The organism is uncultured Enterovirga sp., from assembly GCF_964242715.1.
Taxonomy (GTDB): domain Bacteria; phylum Pseudomonadota; class Alphaproteobacteria; order Rhizobiales; family Beijerinckiaceae; genus Enterovirga.
Window position 1 is genome coordinate 1 of sequence record NZ_CAXTAZ010000039.1, and the last position, 20,748, is coordinate 20,748.

The 20,748-nt window shown below is 69.0% G+C and carries 26 protein-coding genes; 7 read left to right on the top strand and 19 right to left on the bottom strand.

From position 1 onward, the window contains the following. The 5 genes from ACFE87_RS17465 to rimP form a co-directional block, all read right to left on the bottom strand. A partial coding sequence (locus ACFE87_RS17465) for a translation initiation factor IF-2 associated domain-containing protein (protein WP_375460929.1) occupies positions 1-846 on the bottom strand: 846 nt, incomplete at its 3' end. 6 nt (positions 847-852) lie between these two features. Then, positions 853-1,557: an RNA-binding protein gene (locus tag ACFE87_RS17470; RefSeq protein WP_375460930.1), complete on the bottom strand. Its 705-nt coding sequence runs from the start codon at positions 1,555-1,557 to the stop codon at positions 853-855. A gap of 6 nt (positions 1,558-1,563) precedes the next feature. Further along, positions 1,564-2,313 carry a restriction endonuclease gene (locus ACFE87_RS17475; protein WP_375460931.1) on the bottom strand — a complete coding sequence of 250 codons (750 nt, stop codon included), beginning with the start codon at positions 2,311-2,313 and terminating at the stop codon, positions 1,564-1,566. Positions 2,314-2,384: 71 nt separating this feature from the next. Further along, positions 2,385-3,983 (bottom strand): transcription termination factor NusA, encoded by a 1,599-nt coding sequence (gene nusA, locus ACFE87_RS17480; RefSeq protein WP_375460932.1) that lies wholly within the window; start codon positions 3,981-3,983, stop codon positions 2,385-2,387. A gap of 37 nt (positions 3,984-4,020) precedes the next feature. Continuing rightward, entirely contained in the window at positions 4,021-4,728 is a 708-nt protein-coding gene (rimP, locus tag ACFE87_RS17485; protein WP_375460933.1) for a ribosome maturation factor RimP, read from the bottom strand. Between the two features lie 685 nt (positions 4,729-5,413). Here rimP and ACFE87_RS17490 point away from each other — a divergent pair. After that, positions 5,414-5,515: a BrnA antitoxin family protein gene (locus tag ACFE87_RS17490; RefSeq protein ID WP_375460978.1), complete on the top strand. Its 102-nt coding sequence runs from the start codon at positions 5,414-5,416 to the stop codon at positions 5,513-5,515. 24 nt (positions 5,516-5,539) lie between these two features. Here ACFE87_RS17490 and ACFE87_RS17495 read toward each other — a convergent pair whose 3' ends face one another. The 9 genes from ACFE87_RS17495 to rpmI form a co-directional block, all read right to left on the bottom strand. Beyond that, a complete protein-coding gene (locus tag ACFE87_RS17495) occupies positions 5,540-7,045 on the bottom strand; it encodes an NAD(P)/FAD-dependent oxidoreductase (protein WP_375460934.1) in 1,506 nt (501 codons plus the stop codon). Positions 7,046-7,142: 97 nt separating this feature from the next. Beyond that, the gene (locus ACFE87_RS17500; protein WP_375460935.1) at positions 7,143-7,658 is read right to left on the bottom strand and encodes a metallophosphoesterase; all 516 of its coding nucleotides are present in this window, start codon (positions 7,656-7,658) and stop codon (positions 7,143-7,145) included. Positions 7,659-7,739: 81 nt separating this feature from the next. Beyond that, positions 7,740-8,432, bottom strand: a complete 693-nt coding sequence (locus ACFE87_RS17505; RefSeq protein ID WP_375460979.1) for a TerC family protein — start codon at positions 8,430-8,432, stop codon at positions 7,740-7,742. A gap of 219 nt (positions 8,433-8,651) precedes the next feature. Beyond that, positions 8,652-9,128: a DUF1178 family protein gene (locus ACFE87_RS17510; RefSeq protein ID WP_375460936.1), complete on the bottom strand. Its 477-nt coding sequence runs from the start codon at positions 9,126-9,128 to the stop codon at positions 8,652-8,654. Positions 9,129-9,191: 63 nt separating this feature from the next. Then, positions 9,192-10,052: a carbon-nitrogen hydrolase family protein gene (locus ACFE87_RS17515; RefSeq protein WP_375460937.1), complete on the bottom strand. Its 861-nt coding sequence runs from the start codon at positions 10,050-10,052 to the stop codon at positions 9,192-9,194. A 15-nt stretch (positions 10,053-10,067) separates the two neighbouring features. Further along, positions 10,068-10,325 carry a glutaredoxin 3 gene (gene grxC / locus ACFE87_RS17520; protein WP_375460938.1) on the bottom strand — a complete coding sequence of 86 codons (258 nt, stop codon included), beginning with the start codon at positions 10,323-10,325 and terminating at the stop codon, positions 10,068-10,070. Positions 10,326-10,390: 65 nt separating this feature from the next. Continuing rightward, positions 10,391-11,098, bottom strand: a complete 708-nt coding sequence (locus ACFE87_RS17525; RefSeq protein ID WP_375460980.1) for a ComF family protein — start codon at positions 11,096-11,098, stop codon at positions 10,391-10,393. A 133-nt stretch (positions 11,099-11,231) separates the two neighbouring features. Continuing rightward, a complete protein-coding gene (gene rplT, locus ACFE87_RS17530) occupies positions 11,232-11,609 on the bottom strand; it encodes a 50S ribosomal protein L20 (RefSeq protein ID WP_375460939.1) in 378 nt (125 codons plus the stop codon). A gap of 54 nt (positions 11,610-11,663) precedes the next feature. Further along, positions 11,664-11,864, bottom strand: coding sequence for a 50S ribosomal protein L35 (gene rpmI, locus ACFE87_RS17535; protein WP_375460940.1), 201 nt, complete (start codon positions 11,862-11,864; stop codon positions 11,664-11,666). A 251-nt stretch (positions 11,865-12,115) separates the two neighbouring features. Here rpmI and ACFE87_RS17540 point away from each other — a divergent pair, with 251 nt between their 5' ends. The 6 genes from ACFE87_RS17540 to ACFE87_RS17565 all read left to right on the top strand — a co-directional run bounded on the left by ACFE87_RS17540 (position 12,116) and on the right by ACFE87_RS17565 (position 15,050). Then, positions 12,116-12,307 (top strand): type II toxin-antitoxin system VapB family antitoxin, encoded by a 192-nt coding sequence (locus ACFE87_RS17540; protein ID WP_375460941.1) that lies wholly within the window; start codon positions 12,116-12,118, stop codon positions 12,305-12,307. Further along, positions 12,304-12,672, top strand: coding sequence for a type II toxin-antitoxin system VapC family toxin (locus ACFE87_RS17545; protein ID WP_375460942.1), 369 nt, complete (start codon positions 12,304-12,306; stop codon positions 12,670-12,672). Before ACFE87_RS17540 ends, ACFE87_RS17545 begins: the two co-directional genes overlap by 4 nt. A 10-nt stretch (positions 12,673-12,682) precedes the next feature. Beyond that, a complete protein-coding gene (gene dut / locus ACFE87_RS17550) occupies positions 12,683-13,165 on the top strand; it encodes a dUTP diphosphatase (RefSeq protein WP_375460943.1) in 483 nt (160 codons plus the stop codon). Then, positions 13,162-13,596, top strand: a complete 435-nt coding sequence (locus ACFE87_RS17555; protein ID WP_375460944.1) for an RrF2 family transcriptional regulator — start codon at positions 13,162-13,164, stop codon at positions 13,594-13,596. The genes dut and ACFE87_RS17555 overlap by 4 nt, the downstream gene beginning before the upstream one ends. A 73-nt stretch (positions 13,597-13,669) precedes the next feature. Beyond that, positions 13,670-14,662 carry a cysteine synthase A gene (gene cysK, locus ACFE87_RS17560; RefSeq protein ID WP_375460945.1) on the top strand — a complete coding sequence of 331 codons (993 nt, stop codon included), beginning with the start codon at positions 13,670-13,672 and terminating at the stop codon, positions 14,660-14,662. Positions 14,663-14,735: 73 nt separating this feature from the next. Continuing rightward, a complete protein-coding gene (locus tag ACFE87_RS17565) occupies positions 14,736-15,050 on the top strand; it encodes a hypothetical protein (protein WP_375460946.1) in 315 nt (104 codons plus the stop codon). Positions 15,051-15,197: 147 nt separating this feature from the next. On the opposite strand, the gene ACFE87_RS17570 is transcribed toward ACFE87_RS17565, so the two are convergent. From ACFE87_RS17570 to ACFE87_RS17590, 5 genes are all read right to left on the bottom strand, one after another. Beyond that, positions 15,198-15,557 (bottom strand): hypothetical protein, encoded by a 360-nt coding sequence (locus tag ACFE87_RS17570; RefSeq protein ID WP_375460947.1) that lies wholly within the window; start codon positions 15,555-15,557, stop codon positions 15,198-15,200. Between the two features lie 98 nt (positions 15,558-15,655). Next, a complete protein-coding gene (locus ACFE87_RS17575; RefSeq protein WP_375460948.1) occupies positions 15,656-16,588 on the bottom strand; it encodes a hydroxymethylglutaryl-CoA lyase in 933 nt (310 codons plus the stop codon). Then, entirely contained in the window at positions 16,588-17,790 is a 1,203-nt protein-coding gene (locus tag ACFE87_RS17580) for a CaiB/BaiF CoA transferase family protein (protein WP_375460949.1), read from the bottom strand. The genes ACFE87_RS17575 and ACFE87_RS17580 overlap by 1 nt, the downstream gene beginning before the upstream one ends. Beyond that, positions 17,787-19,238, bottom strand: coding sequence for a sensor histidine kinase (locus ACFE87_RS17585; protein WP_375460950.1), 1,452 nt, complete (start codon positions 19,236-19,238; stop codon positions 17,787-17,789). The genes ACFE87_RS17580 and ACFE87_RS17585 overlap by 4 nt, the downstream gene beginning before the upstream one ends. Then, entirely contained in the window at positions 19,235-20,731 is a 1,497-nt protein-coding gene (locus ACFE87_RS17590; RefSeq protein ID WP_375460951.1) for an ATPase domain-containing protein, read from the bottom strand. The genes ACFE87_RS17585 and ACFE87_RS17590 overlap by 4 nt, the downstream gene beginning before the upstream one ends. Positions 20,732-20,748 lie beyond the last annotated feature (17 nt).

A 20,748-nucleotide genomic window follows, 5' to 3' on the forward strand; every position in this document is an offset into this window, starting at 1 on the left:
GGCCGCACCAGCGCCGGCCGGCCGGGCCGCGGCGCCGGGGCGAGGCGTGGCGGCACCGGCCGCCGGGCTCGCGCTCGGCGTCGTCGCCGCGCCTGCAGGCTTGCGGCCGATCATGTCGAGATTCATCGGGCGGCGATGGGCGTCGCCGGCCCGGAGGCTCGAGATGGAGGGCGGAGGCGGCGCATTCTCGCCGAGCCGCCGACGCGCCTCGTCCTCGGCCCTGCGGCGTCGCTCGTCCTCGGAGCGACGACGGTCGTCCTCGTCGCGCTTGCGGGTTTCGGCCGCCTCGCGCTCCTGCATGTCACGCGCTTCGCGCTCGGCCCGGACGCGTCCGGCTTCCTCGGCGACGCGGCGGTCCTCGGCCAGACGCCGGGTCTCGACATCCTGGCGAGCCGCATCGGTCAGCGCGCTGTTGCGGGCGTCGCGCTCCTGGTCCGTCAGGGTCTGCAGGACGATGCCGCGCGGCCGCGGCGCGACCGGCACAGCGGGAGCGGCTGGGGCCGGCGCGGCGACGGGAGCAGGCGCGGGCGTCTGAGCGGCGGGTGCCGAGACGATCGGTGCAGGCCGCGGAGCGTCGGCCGACGGCTGCGCGGGACGCGGCGACAGCGCGATGGTCGGCCGGCCGGAGGGCGCGGCGGGCTTCGCGGCCGCAACGGGGGTCGGTTCCCTGGCTGCCGGAGCAGCCGGCACCATCCGGCGCTTCACCGTCTCGACCACGACCGCCTTGGAGCGACCATGGGAGAAGCTCTGCCTCACCATGTTCTGCTCGGCAGGCCGTTTCGGCAGAGACAGGGTCTTGGACGACACGTGCAACGTCTTGTCGCCCGGGGTCTTGGTGTCACTCATACAGTCTCAATCCTGCCGGTCGGGTCCCGTGGGTCGGCTTGACCGATGGACGACGCCCCGCGGTGGCGCGGCCTCGTCGCCAACACCTCGGAAGAGGCGAAGACGGCGCCAGCGCGCAAGGCAGCCTTCGCTGCCGGCACCTGCGAGAAGAGCGGCATGTATCACATGGACCCGGCCCAAGGCCATGTCCAAATCGTCGCCGCCGAGATCATCGAAAACCGGAATGGGTGATGTCGTGTGCGCCTCGCCTTTCCGCAACGCCCCGGCGAGCTTGCGGCGTCCGTCCTCGGCGGCTTCCCGGGCGTGGATCAGCGCCGCCGCCTGACCGGACGAGACCGCCGACTCGACCTTGAAGAAGCCGGTCGTGACCGCGCCCGCCTTGTTGGCCAGCGCGAGCGCCCCGACGAGGTCGCGCAGGAGCGCCGCATCGACGTCCTCCACCAGCGTCGGCGAGGTGCGGGCCTCGCGCTTGAAGGCACGCGAGAAGAGGCGCTTGCGGATCGCCTCCCTGAGGGCCGGCGTCGTCGGGCTGATCCAGGCGCCGCGGCCCGGCAGCTTGGCGCGCAGGTCGACGACGACGGCGCCGTCCGGCCCGAGCACGAATCGCATCAGGTCGGAGGCAGGGCCGGCCTGCCGCGTGACGATGCAGGTGCGCTCCGGCCCGGGCTTCTCGTCGGGAGGCAGAGGTGGGTCGGGGTCGGGCTCGGACATGGCCGTTCAGTCCTGACGCATCTCGGCCAGAGAATCGATTTCGGCGAGCTGGGTATGGTGCAGGAGCTTCACGCCGGTCGTGCCGGAGAGGTCGCGCGCCGACCGTGTGAAGTCGGCATTGGTGACCACGGCGGCGTGGTGGGCGCCGAAATGGCCCTTGGCCGCGAAGGCCTGCTGCACGGCCTTGTTGCCGACCGCGGAAGCGAGGAGCTTGCATTGCAGCACGATGCGGATGCCGTTCTTCTCCGCGATCACGTCCGCGCCCTGATCGCCGGTCGCGCCGGTGGTCAGAGCCTTCCAGCCGAGCGCACGAAGCTGAGCGGCGCAGAACCGCTCGAATTCGGCCGGCGTCATGTCCGAGACGAGCTCGATCCCGGCCGCCACCTCGTCGGAGCGGAGACGGATGCGGGCGTCGATCTCGGCCCGCACCGTGTCCGCGAGCCGTTCATCCGCGGACAGCAGGCCGGCCTCGGCCGGTTCTAGCGCGGGCCGGATGACCTTGTCCAGGAAGTGCCGGATTTCGCGCTGCCAGCCGGTCTCGTCGACGATGCCGTAGCTGTCGGTGCGGAGCAGCGTCGCCCGCCGTCGCACCAGGGCGTCGCTATGCTGGCCGACGAGGTCGCGGGTGAGGGCCCGAACGGAGCGGATCAACCGCTCGCGCCGCGCCCGCCGCTCGGAGGAGACGGTGACGGCCAGGATAACGATCCCGACGGCCACCAGGAGGGCGAGGGTGACGGGATCCGTGAGGTGACCCATGCCGGGCAGGGCGGCCGATCAGGGCGAGAAAGGGGGCAGCGGCCGCGGGCCGCTACCCCGGGATGGGCGGCTCAGACCGGCTCGGCCTCGGCGATCTCTTCTTCGGCCGGCGCCTCCGCCTGCGCCTCGATCCAGCCCGCCTTGACGCGGGCGGCGAGGATCATGGCCTCGGCTTCGGCACGCGAGATCTCGAACCCGTCGAGATAGCCCGGCGTGCGGACCGCCTCAGTGCCGCGGCCTTCGGTATAGCCGACGAGGTCGTCGGTCGCGCAGCCGGCCAGGTCCTCGACATTCTTCACGCCGTTGTCGCCGAAGGCGACCAGCATCGGGATGGTGACGCCGTCGACCTCCTTCAGCTCGTCCTCGACGCCGAGCTCGCGCCGACGCGCCTCCTGCTCGCCCTCGATGCGGGAGAGGTAATCCTGCGCGCGGCGCTGGATCTCGGCGCCGGTCTCCTCGTCGAAGCCCTGGATGGAGGCGACCTCGGTCGGATCCACGAGCGCGAGTTCCTCGACGTTGCGGAAGCCTTCCGCCGCGAGGAGCTGGCCCACGGTCTCGTCGACGTCGAGCGCGGCCATGAAGAGTTCGGTCCGCTCGACGAATTCCTTCTGCCGGCGCTCGGATTCCTCGGCCTCGGTCAGGATGTCGATGTCCCAGCCGGTGAGCTGCGAGGCGAGCCGGACATTCTGGCCGCGGCGGCCGATCGCGAGCGAGAGCTGGTCGTCGGGCACCACCACCTCGATCCGCTCGGCCTCCTCGTCGAGCACGACCTTCACGACCTCGGCCGGCTGGAGCGCGTTCACGATGAAGGTGGCGCGGTCGTAGGACCACGGGATGATGTCGATCTTCTCGCCCTGGAGCTCGCCGACCACCGCCTGGACGCGCGAACCCCGCATGCCGACGCAGGCGCCGACCGGGTCGATCGACGAATCGCGGGAGGTGACGGCGATCTTGGCCCGGGAGCCCGCGTCGCGGGCGACCGCCTTCACCTCGACGATGCCGTCATAGATCTCGGGCACCTCCGAGGCGAAGAGCTTCGCCATGAATTGCGGATGGGTGCGGGAGAGGAAGATCTGCGGGCCGCGCGCCTCTCGCCGCACGTCGAACAGGTAGGAGCGTATCCGGTCGCCGGGCCGGAAGGTTTCGCGCGGGATCAGCTCGTCGCGGCGCACGATGCCCTCGCCGCGCCCCGACAGGTCCACGATGACGTTGCCGTATTCGACCCGCTTCACGAGGCCGTTCACAATCTCGCCGATGCGGTCCTTGTATTCCTCGTATTGCCGGTCGCGCTCGGCGTCCCGGACCTTCTGGACGATGACCTGTTTTGCCGATTGCGCCGCGATCCGGCCGAAATCGAAGGGCGGCAGCGTCTCGGCGATCGCGTCGCCGACCTCGGCCGCCGGGTTGCGGCGCCTCGCGTCGACGAGCGCGATCTCGGTCGCGTCGTTCTCGACCTGCTCGACGACGAGGAGATGGCGCGACAGCCGAAGCTCGCCCGTCTTCGGGTGGATCTCGGCATGGACGTCCGTCTCGGCGCCGTAGCGGGAGCGCGCGGCTTTCGCGATCGCGTCCTCCATGGCGGCGACCACGATGCCCCGGTCGATGACCTTTTCGCGCGCGACGGCATCCGCGATCTGCAGAAGCTCGAGCCTGTTGGCGCTGACCGCCATGGGTGTTCTCCTTCGTCGTGTCGCGTGGCTGCCCGACCTAGCCGGTCGAGCTCTTGGAAGTGTCGCCGGCCTCGTCGGCCGGATCCTTGGCGCGGGCGAAGCGGCCCGGTCCCTTGGGCCGCTTCTCGCGCCGTGGCCGAGGGGCGGGCGCGTCGTTTGTCTCGGCCGGCTCGTCCGCCGTTTCGTCCAGAGCCGCCTCGCCCCGCTGCTTGCCGCGGCGGAGCGATTCGCGGATCAGGTCCTCGGTCATCACGAGCCGCGCCTCGCCGATATCGGCAAGCGCCAGCTGCGCCACGACCTCTTCGCCATCCTTCGAATCCGGGAGCTCGATCAGCGCAGCGCCATCTTGAACGCCCCGGATGATGCCCCGGAAGCGCTTGCGGCCGGCGAGCGGCACCGCGAGCTCGACCTTGGCCTCGTGGCCTTCCCAGCGCACGAAGTCGCCGCCCCGGACGAGAGGCCGGTCGATCCCGGGCGAGGACACCTCGAGCGTGTAGGCGGCCGAGATCGGATCCTCGACGTCGAGGGCCGGCGACAGCGCCTTGCTCGCCTCCTCGCAATCCTCGACCGTCATCGTCCCGTCGGGCCGCTCGGCCATGATCTGGACCGTCTGTCCCTTCAGGCCGGACACCTTCACGCGGACGAGCCGCAGCCCGACGGAAGCCAGGGCCTGGTCGGCGATCGACGCGATGCGGGCGGCGACACCGGTCTCGGTGATGAATCGGGCTTCCGTCTCGTCGGACATGGATGCGGCTCGCGCGCTCCGGCAGGCTTCTGCCGATCTCGGCCCGTCGCTCGGATCCAGGACGACCGAGACGCGGGACATAAAAAAAGAGCGGGACCCTTTCGGGCCCGCTCCCGACAGGGTGCTGTCACACCACAACCAGAGCTGTTGGAACGCTAGATAGCAATACGTCGGGCGAGGCGCAAGACGGGAGGTATCGCCGGCACGGCTGAATTAATGTAGATACTGATCTCCGTGGCGATCACTTGCGATCCGGCGAAGCGCGAGGCGACCCTGCGGGGGCGCAACCTCGACTTCCTGGAAGCTGCGGCGGTCTTCACGAGCCCGGCTTTCATGTTCGAAGATATCCGAGCGGAGTACGGACGTTCGTAACATCACGGTCGGGTTCCTGGCCCGTCGCATGGTGATCGTGGGTTGAGACCAGCGTGGTGCAGATCGCCACGCGTTCTCGACGAGGAAGGCCAATGCCCGCGAACAAGCTCGCTACGCGCCACGGTTCCCCTAAGCTGGTCGGTGAAACCGACCTGGCCAAGGTCGATGCGCACGTGATCCAGCCGGACGAATACGATGAGTTGCCGGAGCTGACCGACGAGATGATGGATCGGGCAGATTCCACATCGGGGGCAAGCTCATCCGCCGAGGCCGGCCGCCGCTCGACGCTCCCAAGCAGGCGATCTCGATCAGGCTGGACGCGGATGTGCTGGCGGCTCTTCGGGCGACGGGCCCGGGCTGGCAGACGCGGATCAACGAGGCGGTGCGGGAATGGCTGGCGCGCCGCGCGGCGTAGCGTCCCGACGGCCGCGGCTCCCGCTCAGGCCGCCCGTTTCCTCGGAACGAGGCGCTCGCTCTTCAGCGCCTCGGCAGCGCCGGATTCGCCCTCTTCGCCATAGGCCGCGTCCTCGTTCACCTGCCAGACGTCGTAGAGGTCCCGGCCCGCCAGGATGTTCGCGACGGTCAGCATCGCGGTCATCATGGCGTGGTCCTGGTTATTGTATTTGTGCATGCCGTTTCGGCCGACGAGATGCAGGTTCGGATAATTCTGGGCGAGGTCGAGCCGGATCGTCTCCACGTGGGAGACGTAATGCTCGTCATAGACCGGATAGGCCTTGAGCTGGCGGACCACGCAGGCGTCGCTCACGTCGGCCGGGTCGATGAGGCCGATCTGCCCGATCTCGCGCTTGGCGAGTTCGACGAGCTCCTCGTCCGGCATGGTCCAGAGGCCGTCGCCCTCGAAGCAGAAATACTCGAGCCCGAGACAGGTATGGTCCTCGTCGGGGATCATCTCGGGCGACCAGGAGCGGAAATTCTGGATGCGGCCAACCCTCACGGACGGATCGTGGATGTAGATCCAGTTATCCGGGAAATCGGCCCGCGCCTTCACGACGAGCGCCACCGTGAGGAAGTCGCGGTAGCGCAGCGACCGGGCCTGGAACAGGCTGATCGGCAGCGGCCGGATCGCGCCCATCAGCTCGGCCAGCGGCGCCGAGGAGATGACGTGGCGGGCCCGGATCTCTTCGCGGCGGCCGTCCGGCAGGGTCGAGGTGACGGTCCAGAGCCGGGAGCCCGCATCGAAGGCGAGCCCCTCGACGCGGCGCCCCATCGCGATCGTCCCGCCGCCCGCGCGAACCTTCGCGGCGGCCGCATCCCACATCATGCCGGGACCGCGGCGCGGATAGTCGAAGCTCTCGATCAGCGACTTCACGACCGGTCCCGACCCGACCGGCTTGGCGCCGCGCCGGAAGGAGCGGCCGAGCGCGTTCGTGATGGCGCTCCCGAGGCTCAGCCCCTTGATGCGCTGCGCCGCCCAATCGGACGAGATCTCGTCGCAGGACATGCCCCAGACCTTCTCGGTGTAGGTCTTGAAGAAGATCCTGAAGAGACGCTCGCCGAACTGGTTGCGGACCCATTCGTGGAAGCTCTTCGGCTCCCGCACGGGCCGGGCTCGCGCCCAGAGATAGGACGCGAAACAAGCCGCGCTCCGAAGGGGCCCGAGATTTGCGAGCGCCTCGAAGGCCTTCAGCGGATAGGAATAATACTTGCCGCCATAGAAGATTCGCGACAGCCGCGGCCGCGCGATGAAATCGTCAGGCAGGATCTCGCGCCAGAGGTCCACGACCTCGCGCGACTTCGAGAAAAAGCGATGGCCGCCGATATCGAACAGGTAGCCCTTGTAGTCGACCGTGCGGCTGATTCCGCCGACATAGACCGGGTCCTGTTCCAGGATCGTCACGTCGCGGCCGGCTTTGGTCAGGAGATAGCCGGCCGTCAGCCCTGCAGGGCCCGCGCCGATGACGACGGTTTCCGAATAAGCTGCCAAGGCGAGACCCCGATGGCCTCATTCCGGGCCGTCGGGGCGAGTGTCGGGCGCAATTATTAAGATTCGGCCGCCGGAATGGCCGATACCGGCCTGGCGATCACGGCGTCCGTTTCGGCCGCGTTCTCGTTGCCAGGATCTCGGCGAGACGGACCGGGCGAAAATCCCTCGCATCGACGCCGACGTCGTATTGCCGCAACCGCGGCCCGAGGCGCCCGTGGCTGTGGCCGTGGAGGTTGATGGCGCCGCGCCCCATGCGGTTCCAGGTCCGGAACGGATAGTGGCAGAGAACGAGGGCGCGGTCGTCGACGACGATCTCGGCATAGTCGACCACGCTGGCGAAGCCCGGATGGGTCCGGGTCGCCGGGCCGTCGTTGTTGCCGGCCACGAGATGCTTGATGCCGTGCAGCGACGCCAGGAGTTGGCCGATCCGTCCCGAGTCCGTCCAGCGGGTCAGATCGCCGAGATGCCAGACCTCGTCCTCAGGTGCGACCGCGCCGTTCCAGCGCTCCCGCATCGCGTCGTCCATCGCGTCCCCGGACGGGAACGGGCGGCGATCGATGCCGAGACGCCGCGCGTCCCCGAAATGGTGGTCCGACGTGAAGAAGACGGTCATCGCTCCGGATCACCGCTGCCGCGTCATCGCGGTCGTCTGCCGCCCGCCCGTTCTGCCGCCGCTGCGTCGCGGCGGCTTCGGTCAGGCGTCGACCGGGGCGGCCGGCCGCGCGCGCCGCTTCACCACGTAGCCGATCGCGAGGACCAGCAGCGCGCCTACGATAGCAGCCGGATAGTGCAGCGACTGGGAGAGTTCGAGGCCGATCCAACCCGAGACGGCGGGATCCGACACGATCATTTCGCCGGAGATCCAGCCGAGGAGCGCCGCGCCGAGCCAGACCAGGAAGGGGTAGCGCTCGAGGATGCCGGTGATCAGGGTCGCGCCGAAGATGATGAGCGGGATGGAGAGCAGGAGGCCGAAGATGAACAGCTCCGGGTGACCCTTCGCGGCGGCCGCGATGGCGACGACGTTGTCGAGGCTCATCACGGCATCCGCGATGGCGATCGTGCGGATCGCCGCCCAGAGGCTGTCGGAGGCCTCGATCTCGCTATGGGCCGCCTCCTCGCCGACGACGAGCTTCACGGCGATCCAGACGAGGAGCAGCCCACCGACCAGCTTGAGGAAGGGAATGCCGAGCAGCTGTGTGATGATCAGGGCAAAGATGATCCTGAGCCCCACGGCGGCGCCGGCCCCGAGCAGGATGCCCATCTTGCGCTGATGAGGCGGGAGCGACCGGCACGCCATGGCGATCACGACCGCGTTGTCGCCTGACAGCAGAAGATCGATCCAGATGATCTGAAGAAGCTGGACGAACCAGGGACCGTAGGATTCCATCACCGCGACGCCGTCCTCCCGCCCGCGCCTCTTAGGGCCCTCGCCTGCGCAGAGGGCGGAGGAAGCATGCGGGCTCCGGACCCGTCAAGCGACTAGCGCCGTCGAGGCGACCCTGTCGGCCTGATCGCAAGGGATGGACGGCCGTCACGACGCGCGGGGGCCCTGCAGGACGGCTGTGGATTTTTGCTCGTCGGCAACGGCGCGCCAAAAGCCCGCAGGTCAGTTGCGGTCGTCCGGCAGCGTCGGCAGCGCATGGATGTCGACGCCTTCCTCGAGCAGCGCCCGCACCTCCCCGGAATTTGCCTCGCCGTAGATCGAGCGGTGCTCGGCCTCGCCGTAATGCATCCGGCGCGCCTGCTCTGCGAAGCCGGGCCCGACATAATCCGCGGTTCTGGTGACGTGTTCGCGAACCGCGCGCAGCATCGACCTCAGCGCCTGCTCGCGCTCCGACAGGATCGCCAGCGGCTGGGGAGGTTCGGCGACGGCCGGCGTCGCCCCATCGGACGTTCGGGCCGGCGCCGGCTCGCTTCGTCCCGACGCCAGCGCCGGCGCCATCGGCCGCTTCTCGACCCGGGCTGAACCGCAGGCCGGGCAGCTGACGAGGCCACGCGCTGCCTGCTCGTCGTAGGAGACCGCGGACGGAAACCACGACTCGAATTCGTGGCCGTCATCGCAGGCCAGGGCGTAGCGGATCATCTCAAAGGGTCTCGGTGCATGTCACCCTGATGACAGATGGGGGCCCGAAACCCGACACGGCCCTCACTCGGCAGCGGCAAGCGGTCGCTGCAGTTCCGCGGCTCGCTCCACCCGGAACGGACGCGCGTTTTTCAGGGCCGGGATACGGGCCCGGCCATCGGCCACGAGCGCCATGTCGATTCGCGCCGCCACGATGCCGGGTTCGGTGCCGCCCTCGGCCAGGATGCGACCCCAGGGATCGACGATGAGCGAATGGCCGAAGGTTTCGCGGCCGTCCTCGTGCTGTCCGCCCTGCGCGGCCGAGATCATGAAGGAGCCGGTCTCGATCGCGCGCGCCCGGTGCAGGACGTGCCAATGCGCCTCGCCGGTCTGGCGCGTGAAGCAGGCGGGCGCCGTGAGGATCGAGGCGCCGGCTTCGGCGAGCGCCCGGTAGAGCGCCGGGAAGCGCACGTCATAGCAGATCGTCATGCCGAGATCGCCCCAGGGCGTCGCGGCGAGGACCGCCTTGTCGCCGCCCGCATAGGTGCGCGATTCGCGCCAGGATTCGCCGTTCGGCAGGTCGACGTCGAAGAGATGGACCTTGTCGTAGCGGGCCGCGATCTCGCCATCCGCCGCGATCAGGTAGCCGCGGTTCGCGACCTTTTCGCCGGCCCGGATGGCGACCGAGCCGACATGGACCCAGACGCGGCGCTCGCGGGCGACCTCGCGCAAGCCGGCGAGGGTCGGATCGCGCTCCTCGGGGCTCGTCTTCTCGAAGAGGAGGGCGCGGTCGCGCTCCAGGAGCGAGGTCATCTCGGGCGTCTGGACGAAATCCGCGCCGGCACCCGCCGCTTCCCGGACGAGGGCCACGGCCGCATCGCGATTGGCGAGCGGATCGCGGCCGGACCGCATGGTGGCGCAGGCCGCCACGAAGGACAGGGTCATCGGCGTCGCTCCCGATCAGGCTGCCAGCAGGGTGTCGAGCTCACCCTTGCGGTCGAGGGCGTAGAGGTCGTCGCAGCCACCGACATGGCGGTCGCCGATGAAGATCTGCGGCACGGTCGAGCGCCCTCCGGAGCGGCGCAGCATCTCGTCCCGGTCGGCCGGCTTGCCGGTGATCTCAATCTCGCTGAAGGCGATGCCCTTCTGCTTGAGAAGGTCCTTGGCGGCGCTGCAATAGGGGCACCAGCCCTTGGTGTAGATGGTGACGTCGTGCATGGCGGTCTCGTGCTCGATGACGGCTCGGCGACAACTGTGCACCAGGGCTGCCGTTCCGGCAAAGCTCAGCTCTCCTGCACGACGCGCGCGAAGGTGAGCATGTCGACAGCCGCGGCGCCGCCCCGGAGCAGGGCCCGGGCGGCGGCGTTGGCGGTGGCGCCGGTCGTCAGGACGTCGTCCACGAGGAGCACCCGCCGCCCTTTCAGCCGCGGCCGCGCCGCCTCCGGCACCCGGAAGGCGCCCTGCAGGTTGTCGCCCCGCTGGCTGCGGCTGAGCCCGACCTGCGGCGCGGTCCGCTTCACGCGGGCGAGCAGCTCCGGCTCGACCGGGCGCCCGTTGAGGCGCGCCACATGCCGGGCGAGTTCCATCGCCTGGTTGTAGCGCCGCCACCAGAGACGCCAGCGATGCAGCGGCACGGGCACGACGACGTCGCATTCGGCCGCGAGTTCGGCGCCGGTCCGGGCCATCATGGATCCGAGCGCCTGGGCGAGGTCGAGCCGGTCCGAATATTTCAGCCGGTGGACGAGGGTGCGGGCGGTCTCGTCGTAGCGGGCGACGGCCCGGGCCCGGCCGTAGACGGGCGGATCGGCCATCGCGGCCGGCGACACGAGGCTCATGCCGAGATCGACGGCGAAAGGCGTGCCGAGCCGCTCGCAGAAGGGCCGCTCGATGAAGCGGATACCGGCCCAGCATCGTCCGCACAGGGTGTGCGGCTCGCCCGTGGCCTGGCCGCAGCCGACGCAGCTCGGCGGATACACGACCCTCAACGCCATCTCGCCCACGCGGCCGAGGGCCGTGCGGGCGAGATGACGAAGGAGGCGCGGGTCGCTCACCCGGCCAGTCTAGCCGGGCGAATTCACGATGCGAAGATCCGGGCGCCTGGCGTGTCGCCCGGCCCTTGTCGGCTCAGGCTGCGGTCTGCAGTTCCGGCGGCAGGGCCGCCTTGGCCTGGGCGACGATGGCCGCGAAGGATTCCGGCTCGCGGATCGCGATGTCCGACAGCACCTTGCGGTCGATCTCGATCCCGGCCTTCGCCATCCCGTCGACGAGGCGGGAATAGGTCAGGCCGTGCTCGCGCGACGCCGCGTTGAGGCGCTGGATCCAGAGCGAGCGGAAGGTGCGCTTCCGGTTCTTGCGGTCCCGATAGGCGTATTGCATCGCCTTCTCGACCGCCTGTTTGGCGATGCGAATGGTATTCTTGCGCCGGCCATAATAGCCTTTGGCGGCGTCGAGGACTTTCTTGTGCTTGGCGTGGCTTGTCACGCCGCGTTTGACACGGGCCATGGGAGATCTCCTGGGCTCTGGGGAGGGGTGAAGGCGTCTTCGGCGGTCGGCGTGCTAGCCGTTCGGCAGGAAGAACTTCTTCACGTTGTCGGCGTCGCCCTTGAACATGACGGCGGTACCGCGCTGATTGCGGAGAAACTTGTTGCTCCGCTTGATCATGCCGTGCCGCTTGCCGGCCTGGCCCATGATCACCTTGCCAGTCCCGGAGATCTTGAAGCGCTTTTTAGCGCCCGACTTGGTCTTCAGTTTGGGCATTTCGCTCTCCTTCGGCCAGAGCGGCCGATGATGCGCCGCGCGGAACACGGGAGAGACCCGGCCCGGGACGCTGATGCTGCTGGAGCATGCCGAACCGCCACGGCAGCCCTTTCGGCCGGGCGGTTCGGAGCCGCGGCTTATGGCAGAGAGGCGCTCGCGTCGCAAGACGGCTTCAGGATCAACTCGCCTTCGGCATTGAAATTGACATCGAGCGGTGATCAATATCGTGCCTTACCTCGTGGAGGACTGCCGTGCGTACGACCTTGTCGCTCGACGATGATCTGCTCGCGAAGGCGCAGGCCTATACAGGCCTGACCGAGAAATCCGCGCTCATTCGGGAGGCCTTGAAGGCTCTGATCGAACGCGAGGCAGCTCGCCGCCTTGCGCGTCTCGGCGGAAGCCAGCCGGATATCGTCGCGCCGCCTCGGCGTCGTCCTGCGTGATCCTGGTCGATACGGCTATCTGGGTCGATCACATCGCCCGGCCAGTACCAGCCCTGGCGGAACTGCTCGTCCGAGGCGAGGTCTCGATGCACCCTTTTGTCCTGGGAGAGCTTGCGCTCGGAAACCTTCGTGACCGGCGCGTCCTGAATGATCTCGCAGACCTTCCGCGTGTCGAACTCGCCTTTCCGGACGAAGTGCTTTCATTCGTCGAACGGCACGGCTTGCCCGGATCCGGCATCGGCTATGTCGACGCTCATCTGCTCGTCGCTGCCCGACTGACCGCGGTTACGGCGTTGTGGACGCGCGATCGGCGCCTCTACACGGTCGCTCAACGGCTTGGTGTCGCGTTCGAGAACCCTGGATAAGACGGTCTTCATGAAGGTCGACGTCAAGCTGATCGATCCGCGCCTCTCCGACTGGGGATTCCCGCATTGGGGCTCGGACCTCGCGGCCGGGCTCGACCTGCATGCCTGCCTCGACGAACCGCTGCGCCTACGGGCAGCCGCCGCCCCGGTCCTGATCTCCGCCGGGCTCGCGATCCGGATCGGCGATCCGGAATGGTGCGGGCTCGTGGCCCCGCGCTCGGGCACGGGCCACAGGGGCCTCGTCCTCGGCAACACCGTCGGCATCATCGACGCCGATTACGAAGGTCCCGTGCTGGTCTCGGCCTGGAACCGCAACGCCCCCGGAAGCCCGGACATCACGGTCGCGCCGGGCGAGCGCATCGCCCAGATGGTCTTCGTCCGGGTCGGCCGGCCCGTCTTTTCGGTCGTCAGCGACTTCGCGACCGCATCCCGCCGCGGCGAGGGCGGCTTCGGGTCGACCGGGCAGGCCCCAAACCTCCGGCCCGAGCCATGACGCTGCTGCCGCGTCGGACCCTCTACGCGATCGCGGCCGCGATCGACGTCGCGCTCCATGCCCGGCCGGTGCCGGTCTCCGCCCGGGCATTGGCGGATCGGCTCCAACTCGGGCCGCGCCATCTCGAGGCGGTGCTGCAGGCGCTCGTCCGGGGCGGCATCCTCAAGGGCGTCCGAGGGCCGCGCGGCGGCTACGAACTCGCGCGCGAGCGGCGGCGGATTTCCGTCGGCGACATCGTACGGGCGGTGGGTGGGGACGAGCCGGATGGGGCGGGCCGGCCCGGGCCGGCTCTCCTCCACCGGGTGATCGAACCTGCGATCGACCAGGCCTCGGCCGGCTTCCTGTCCGCGCTCGACGCCATGACGCTGGACGACCTTTGCCGCGAGGCCGGTCCGCTGGCGGCCGCGCGACCTGCCGATTTCACGATCTGAGTTCGTGTTTTGAGCAGATCATCGACAATCCATCGGGAATTGCTATTCTCGCGCTGAAACAAGGAGACGAGAGATGGCCGAATCCGCCTTGAAAACGTCCTTGACCGCGACGGGCCGCACGCCCGGACGCGGCCGCGTCTATGGCTCGATCACCGAAACCATCGGCGACACGCCGCTGGTCCGCCTCGACCGGCTCGCCCAGCAGAAGGGCGTCAAGGCCGAGATCCTGCTGAAACTCGAATTCTTCAACCCGATCGCGAGCGTGAAGGACCGGATCGGCGTCGCCATGATCGACGCGCTCGAGGCTTCCGGCCGGCTGAAGCCGGGCGGCACGCTGGTCGAGCCGACCTCGGGCAATACCGGGATCGCGCTCGCCTTCGTGGCGGCCGCGCGCGGCTACCGGCTGATGCTGGTGATGCCGGAGACCATGTCGATCGAGCGCCGCAAGATGCTGGCCTTCCTCGGCGCCGAGCTCGTCCTGACGCCGGGTCCGCAGGGCATGAAGGGCGCGATCGCCAAGGCCGAGGAGCTGCTGCGCGAGATCCCGGGCGCCGTGATGCCACAGCAATTCGAGAACCCGGCCAATCCCGAGATCCACCGCCGCACCACCGCGGAGGAGATCTGGAACGACACCGGAGGCGAGCTCGACGTCTTCGTCTCCGCCATCGGCACCGGCGGCACGATCACGGGCGTCGGCGAGGTGCTGAAGCCGCGCCTGCCGAATCTGCGCGTCGTTGCGGTGGAGCCCGAGGATTCCCCGGTCCTGTCCGGCGGCCAGCCCGGCCCGCACAAGATCCAGGGCATCGGCGCGGGCTTCGTTCCGGGCGTGCTCGACACCAAGGTCTATGACGAGATCGTCACGGTCGGAAACCAGACGGCTTTCGAGACATCGCGGCTCCTGGCCAAGGTCGAGGGCATCCCGGGGGGCATCTCGACGGGCGCCAACGTGGCGGTCGCGCTCGAGATCGCGTCACGGCCCGGCATGGAAGGCAAGCGCATCGTCACCGTCGCCTGCTCCTTCGCCGAGCGCTACATTTCGAGTGCGCTCTTCGAGGGGATCGGCTGAAGCCGGCCCAAGTCGATGGGCCGCGGCAACCCTTTCGCGGCCCAGGTGTTTCCTCGTCCAACAGGAGACACCCATGGCCGACGAGAAGATCGCGAACCTGAAGACTTTCAGCGCCTATCGTGACGAGAACGGGCAGGGGCTGAGCGACAACCCGGCCGACCAGGCCCGGCCCGACGACGTCCAGGCCCAGCTGTCGGCCGAGCCACAGGGCGAATCCGAGGCGGCCCGGCTCGCCTCGGGCTTCACCGGCGACGACGGGACCGAGGCGACCGAGATCGAGACGCCGGCGGAGAACATCGCCCATATCAGTGACGCGACGCTGCCGACCCGTTCCGAAACGGCTGCCGCCCTCGACCGGGCAACGGCGGGGCTCGGCAAGGAAAGCTGAACCGCAGCGTCCTGCGTGCCTCGAGGCTCGCCTCTGTCTCGCACCTCGGCATGAGGCGGGCGAGGATTCCACCACACTCCTCATCCTGAGGCGCCCGGCGTAGCCGGGCCTCGAAGGACCGCCTGCGGTTCTGCCGATCGGATCAGCTCAGCGCGCCGTCCAGGTTTCCTGGCCGACCGTCTTGCCGCCGGCGTAGGTCCAGAACCCGGCGAACTTGTCGCCCTCCTGACTGTAGATGCCGATGCCGGTCTCGCTCCCGGCCTTGTACGACACGGCGAGCCCGCTCGGGCTGCCGATCCCGGTGCCGATGTAGCGGGTATCGCCGATCTGCCAGACCAAGCGGTAAGTCACCTGTCCGGTCTTCTCGATGGCGACGGTGCCCGAATACTTCTCGCCGGTGCCCGGATCGGTGCCCTGCACCCTGAAGCGGCCTTCGAGCGCATCGGCGAAGGCAGAGGTCGTGACAACCAGACAGGCAGCGGCGGCCAGTAAGCGGAGTGATCGCATGGGAGCTCCTCGGGACGACCCGGCGGCTTCTTGAAGCCGGGTCTCCGGGTCAGCTCCTTTCCATGTGAATGGTTGAGGTACAAGGGACTGGCGGGAGCCTAGGCGAAGGCCGGCGCGAGGTGGAGGTCGAGGGGGCGGCCGGCGGCCCGGACCTGGCCGGGGACGTCGTGGCCGACCATGTCCGGCAAGTCCCGGGACAGGGCGATCAGGGCGTCGAGATCGACGGCCGTCGCGACGTCCATCTCCTCGAACATGTTGACGACGTCCTCGGTGCAGACATTGCCGGTCGCGCCCGGCGCGAAGGGGCAGCCGCCGAGCCCGCCAAGCGCCGCATCGAAGCGGACGGCCCCGGCCTGCCAGCCGGCCAGGACATTGGCGAGGCCGACGCCGCGCGTGTTGTGAACATGCAGGGTCAGCGGAAGGCCGGGATGGCGGGCGAGGGTCGCCGCGACGAGGTCGGCGACCTGGCGCGGATTGCCCATTCCGGTCGTGTCGGCGAGCGTCACGGCCGTGCAGCCCTCGTCGAGCAATCGGGTGACCTGGTCCAGCACTTTGGCCGGATCCTGACGGCCCTCGAAGGGGCAGCCGAACGCCGTCGCGATGCTGGAGGTCAGCGCGATGCCGGTGTCGGCCAGCGCGGTCCGGATATCCGCCAGCGCCCGGAAGGACGCGGCCCGGTCCATGCGGAGATTGGCCCGATTATGCGTCTCGGAGGCCGAGATCACGACGTTGATCTCGTCGAGCTTCGTCGCAGCCGCGCGCTCGGCCCCGCGGGCATTCGGGATCAGGGCGGCGTAGAGGATACCCGGCTGGCGCCGGATGCGGCGCACCACCTCCTCGCCGTCGGCCAAGGCCGGGACATGTTTCGGCGAGACGAAGGACGTGATCTCGATCTTGGCGAGTCCGGTCCCGGAGAGCCGGTCGATCCAGGCGACCTTCTCGTCCGTCGGCACGAAGCGGGGCTCGATCTGCAGCCCGTCGCGCGGCGCGACCTCGTGGATCATGACCCGGGCGGCGATGTCGGGCTGCATCACACGATCCCTTTCCGTCGCAAGTCGGCGACGTCCTCGGCCCCGTAGCCAAGCCCGGCCAGGACCTCGTCCGTATGCGCCCCCAGTTCAGGCCCGATCGTCCGCATCTCGCCCGGCGTCGCGGAGAGTTTCGGGGCTATGCCCGGAACCGGCATCGGGGTGCCGTCCGGCAGGACTGTGTCGAGGATCATGTCGCGGGCGCGGTAATGCGGATCGGCCAGGATGTCGGCGGCGCTGTAGATGCGGCCGACCGGCACGCCGGCCTCGTTCATGAAGTCGATCGCCTCCGTGATGGTGCGATCTTGCGTCCAGGCCGCGATCGCGCCGTCAATCAGTTCCACATGGGCGGCGCGGCCGTCATTCCGCGCGAAGCGGGGATCGTCGGACATGTCCGGCCGGCCGATCGCCCGCATCAGGCGGCGGAAGATGGAATCGCCGTTGCCGGCGATGAGCACGAAGCCGTCGCTGCACGGATAGGCGTCGGTCGGCACGATGCCGGGCAAAGCCCCGCCCGACCGTTCGCGGATCTCGCCGAAAACCCCGTATTCCGGAACGAGGCTTTCCATGCAGTTGAAGACGCTCTCGTGCAGCGCGACGTCGACGACCTGGCCGGGTCCCCCGTTCCGGATCACGTGGATCACGCTCATCAGCGCACCGATGACGCCGTAATGGGCCGCAAGCGTGTCGCCGATCGAGATGCCGGTGCGGGCAGGCGGCCGGTCCGGCGAGCCCGTCGTGTAGCGGATGCCGCCCATCGCCTCGCCGATAACCCCGAAGCCCGGGCGCTCGCGGTAGGGTCCGGTCTGGCCGTAGCCGGAGAGCCGCACCATCACGAGGCGGGGATTGATGGCATGGAGCGCGTCGAAACCGAGCCCCCATCCCTCGAGCGTGCCCGGGCGGAAATTCTCGATCAGGATGTCGGCCTCGGCTGCGAGCCGGCGCACGATCTCCTGTCCCTCCGGCGTCTTCAGGTCGGCCGTGAGGGAGCGCTTGTTGCGGGCTTGGACGCGCCACCAGAGGGAGGTGCCGTCATGCAGCTTGCGCCAGGTCCGGAGCGGATCGCCCGCCCCCGGCGCCTCGACCTTCACGACCTCGGCGCCGAATTCGGCGAGGATCCGGGCCGCGAAGGGGCCCGCGATCAGCTGGCCGAGTTCGACCACCTTGAGCCCCGCGAGCGGACCGGGATGCGGGGTCGCGCTCACGGGGCGAGTCCGGGCGTGGTCGGGCGCCCGGGATCGGGAAGCGCGAAGGTCATGGACAGCTTCAGCCCGCCCGGGTCGTAATCGGTCCCGATCTCCGCCTTGACCTGGGCCGTGAGCACCCGTTCGAGGAGCCGCGTCCCAAAACCCTGGCGCTGCGGGGTCGCGACCGGCGGGCCGCCGGCCTCGATCCAGCTGAGATGGAGGCGCTTCGCATCGCCGTCCGGATCCACCGACCAGGTGACGTCGACATGCCCCTCGCCATTCGAGAGCGCGCCGTATTTCGCCGCGTTGGTGGCGAGTTCGTGGAAGGCCATGCCGAGCGGCACGGCGTAATCGGAGGGCAGTTCGACCTCCGGCCCGCTGACCCGCACGCGGGCATGGCCGTCGTCATAGAGATCGAGCTCCTTCGACAGGAGATCGTGCAGCGAGGCGCGCTGCCAGAGTTCTTCCGTGAGGATGGAGTGCGTGTTCGCGAGCGACATGATCCGGCCCGTGAAATCGCGGTAGAAGTCGTCGATCGTGGTCGCGCCCCGGGCCGTGGAGCCGACAATCGCCTGCACGGTCGAGAGCGTGTTTTTCACCCGGTGATGCAGCTCGCGGATCAGCAGGTGCTGGCGCTCCTCGGCGAATTTGCGCTGGGTCACGTCGAGCGACACGCCGACCATCCGGATGGGCTGGTCGCCGTCGTAGCTGGCCCTGCCCCGGAGCTCGACCCAGCGGGTTTCGCCGGCCCCCGTCAGGACGCGGTATTCGATCTCGTAATCCGCGCGGCTGTCGATCGAGACCTGCACGGCCTCGGTCACGCGCGCGCGGTCCCGGGGGTGGATCAGCTGCATGAGGCCCGAATAAGTGAGGTCGGCCTCGGGCGAGACGCCGAAATTCACCTTGGCCTGGTCGGAGGTGTTGAGCTCCATCCGGACGAGGTCGAGCTCCCAGGCGCCGAGCCGCCCGGCTTGCAGCGCGAATTTGAGGCGGTCGTCGCTCCGCGCCAGCTCGGCCCGGCTGGCTTCCAGCGCGGCCAGCCGGTCGCGCGCCTGGTATTGCCGGCGCCGGCTCGCGAGCGCGGTCCGGACGAGGCTGACCAGCGTCATCGGGTGGAAGGGGCGCTCCAGGAACGTCACGTTGCCGAGCGCCCGCATATGCCGGATCGCGGCCGGGTTGCGGTCCTGGCCGCCGCCCCGAAGCGTCAGCAGGATGAAGGGGTAATCCGACCAGGGCGGCTGCGCCTCGATCTTCGCGACGAGGCCCGAGATGTCGGCCGTCTGCAACGATTCCTCCGTGACCACGGCAACCGCCGAGCTGGCGAGGAGCGGCAGCAACCCGGGCAGGTCCGGGCAGGATGTCGCGTCGATGAGATCCTCGCCGAGGACGCGGCAGATCAGCTCGGCGTCGCGCCCGAGCGGTGCGAGGACCGCAACCTGCTCCGGATTGCGGTCGCCCGGATTCACGCTCCCGCCTCGCCGATCAGTGTCTCTGCATCTCCGTGGAACGTCGGAACACCGCGCAGCACCCCGTGGAATTGCTGCAGCGGGGCGCCGACCGAGATGCCCGTCGCACCAATCTGGAATTCCCGGATCGTGCGCTCGTGGGGTCCGGCCCTCTTCTTGATGACAGAGATCGCGCGGCGGATCTCACCCATGGCTTCGAAATAGCGCAGCAGGATGATGGTGTCGGACAGGTAGGTCACGTCGACCGGCGACCGCATCTCCCCGACGATGCCGTGCTGGGCCAGGGTGATGAAGGTCGAGACGCCCTGCCGGTCCAGATATTGCAGCATCTCGTGCATGTGCAGCACGAGGTGTTGCTCGTCCGGCATGGCGGCCTGGTATCCGTTCAGGCTGTCGATCACGACCGTCGTTGCGCCCATCACCTCGACCGCGGTCTGGACCCGATGGGCAAACTCGCCCGGCGAGAGTTCCGCGGCGTTGACGGCCTGGAGCAGAAGCGTCCCGCTCCGCTCCATCGCATCGAGGTCGAGCCCCAGCTCGCGCGTCCGCGTCTTCAGGAGCCCGATCTCCTCGTCGAAGGTGAAGATCGCGGCCTTGTCGCCGCGTGCGATGGCGGCGGCCACGAAGCCGTAGGTCAGCAGGGTCTTCCCGGCTCCCGACGGACCGATGAGGAGCGTGGCCGAGCCGGGCTCGCCGCCGCCGCCGAGCAGCTCGTCAAGGCCCGGGATGCCGCTCGAGACAGGATCCCGGGAGAAGCTGCGTCGATGCTCCGACGCGACGAGACGCGGGAAGGCTATGACGCCGCCATGCGCGATCGTGTAATCGTGGTGACCGCCCCGGTAGGCCGTGCCCCGATACTTCACCACCCGCAGCCGGCGCCGTTCGGCGCCGTAACTGGGTGCGAGCTGTTCGAGCTGGACGACGCCGTGAGCGAGAGAATGCACCGTCTTGTCGTCGGGCTCGCTCGTCATGTCGTCGAGCAGCAGCACCGTCGTCTGATGGCGTGAGAAAAAGTGTTTCAGGGCGAGGATCTGGCGCCGATAACGCAGCGAGCCCTGGGCCAGAAGACGGATCTCGGACAGGCTGTCGAGCACGACGCGGGACGGGCGCAGCCGTTCGATCGCCTCGAAGATCCGCTTCGTCGTCTCGCCGAGTTCGAGATCGGACGAGTAGAGGACGCTCTGCTGCTGGTCGGCATCGAGCAGGCTTTCGGGCGGGGCGAGCTCGAATATCTCGATCCCCTGCGGGATCGTCCAGCCATGCGACGAGGCGCCGTCGCGCAGTTCCTCTTCGCTCTCCGAGAGGGTGATGTAGAGACTGCGCTCGCCAAGTCGGGCGCCCTCGATCAGGAATTGCAGCGCGATCGTCGTCTTGCCGGTGCCGGGCGAGCCCTCCAGCAAGTACATCCGCCGCCGTACGAAGCCGCCGGCCAACACGTCGTCGAGGCCCTTGACGCCCGTCGCGGCGCGTTGACCGCGTTCCTCACTGCTCATGCAGGCTCCCTGGCGCG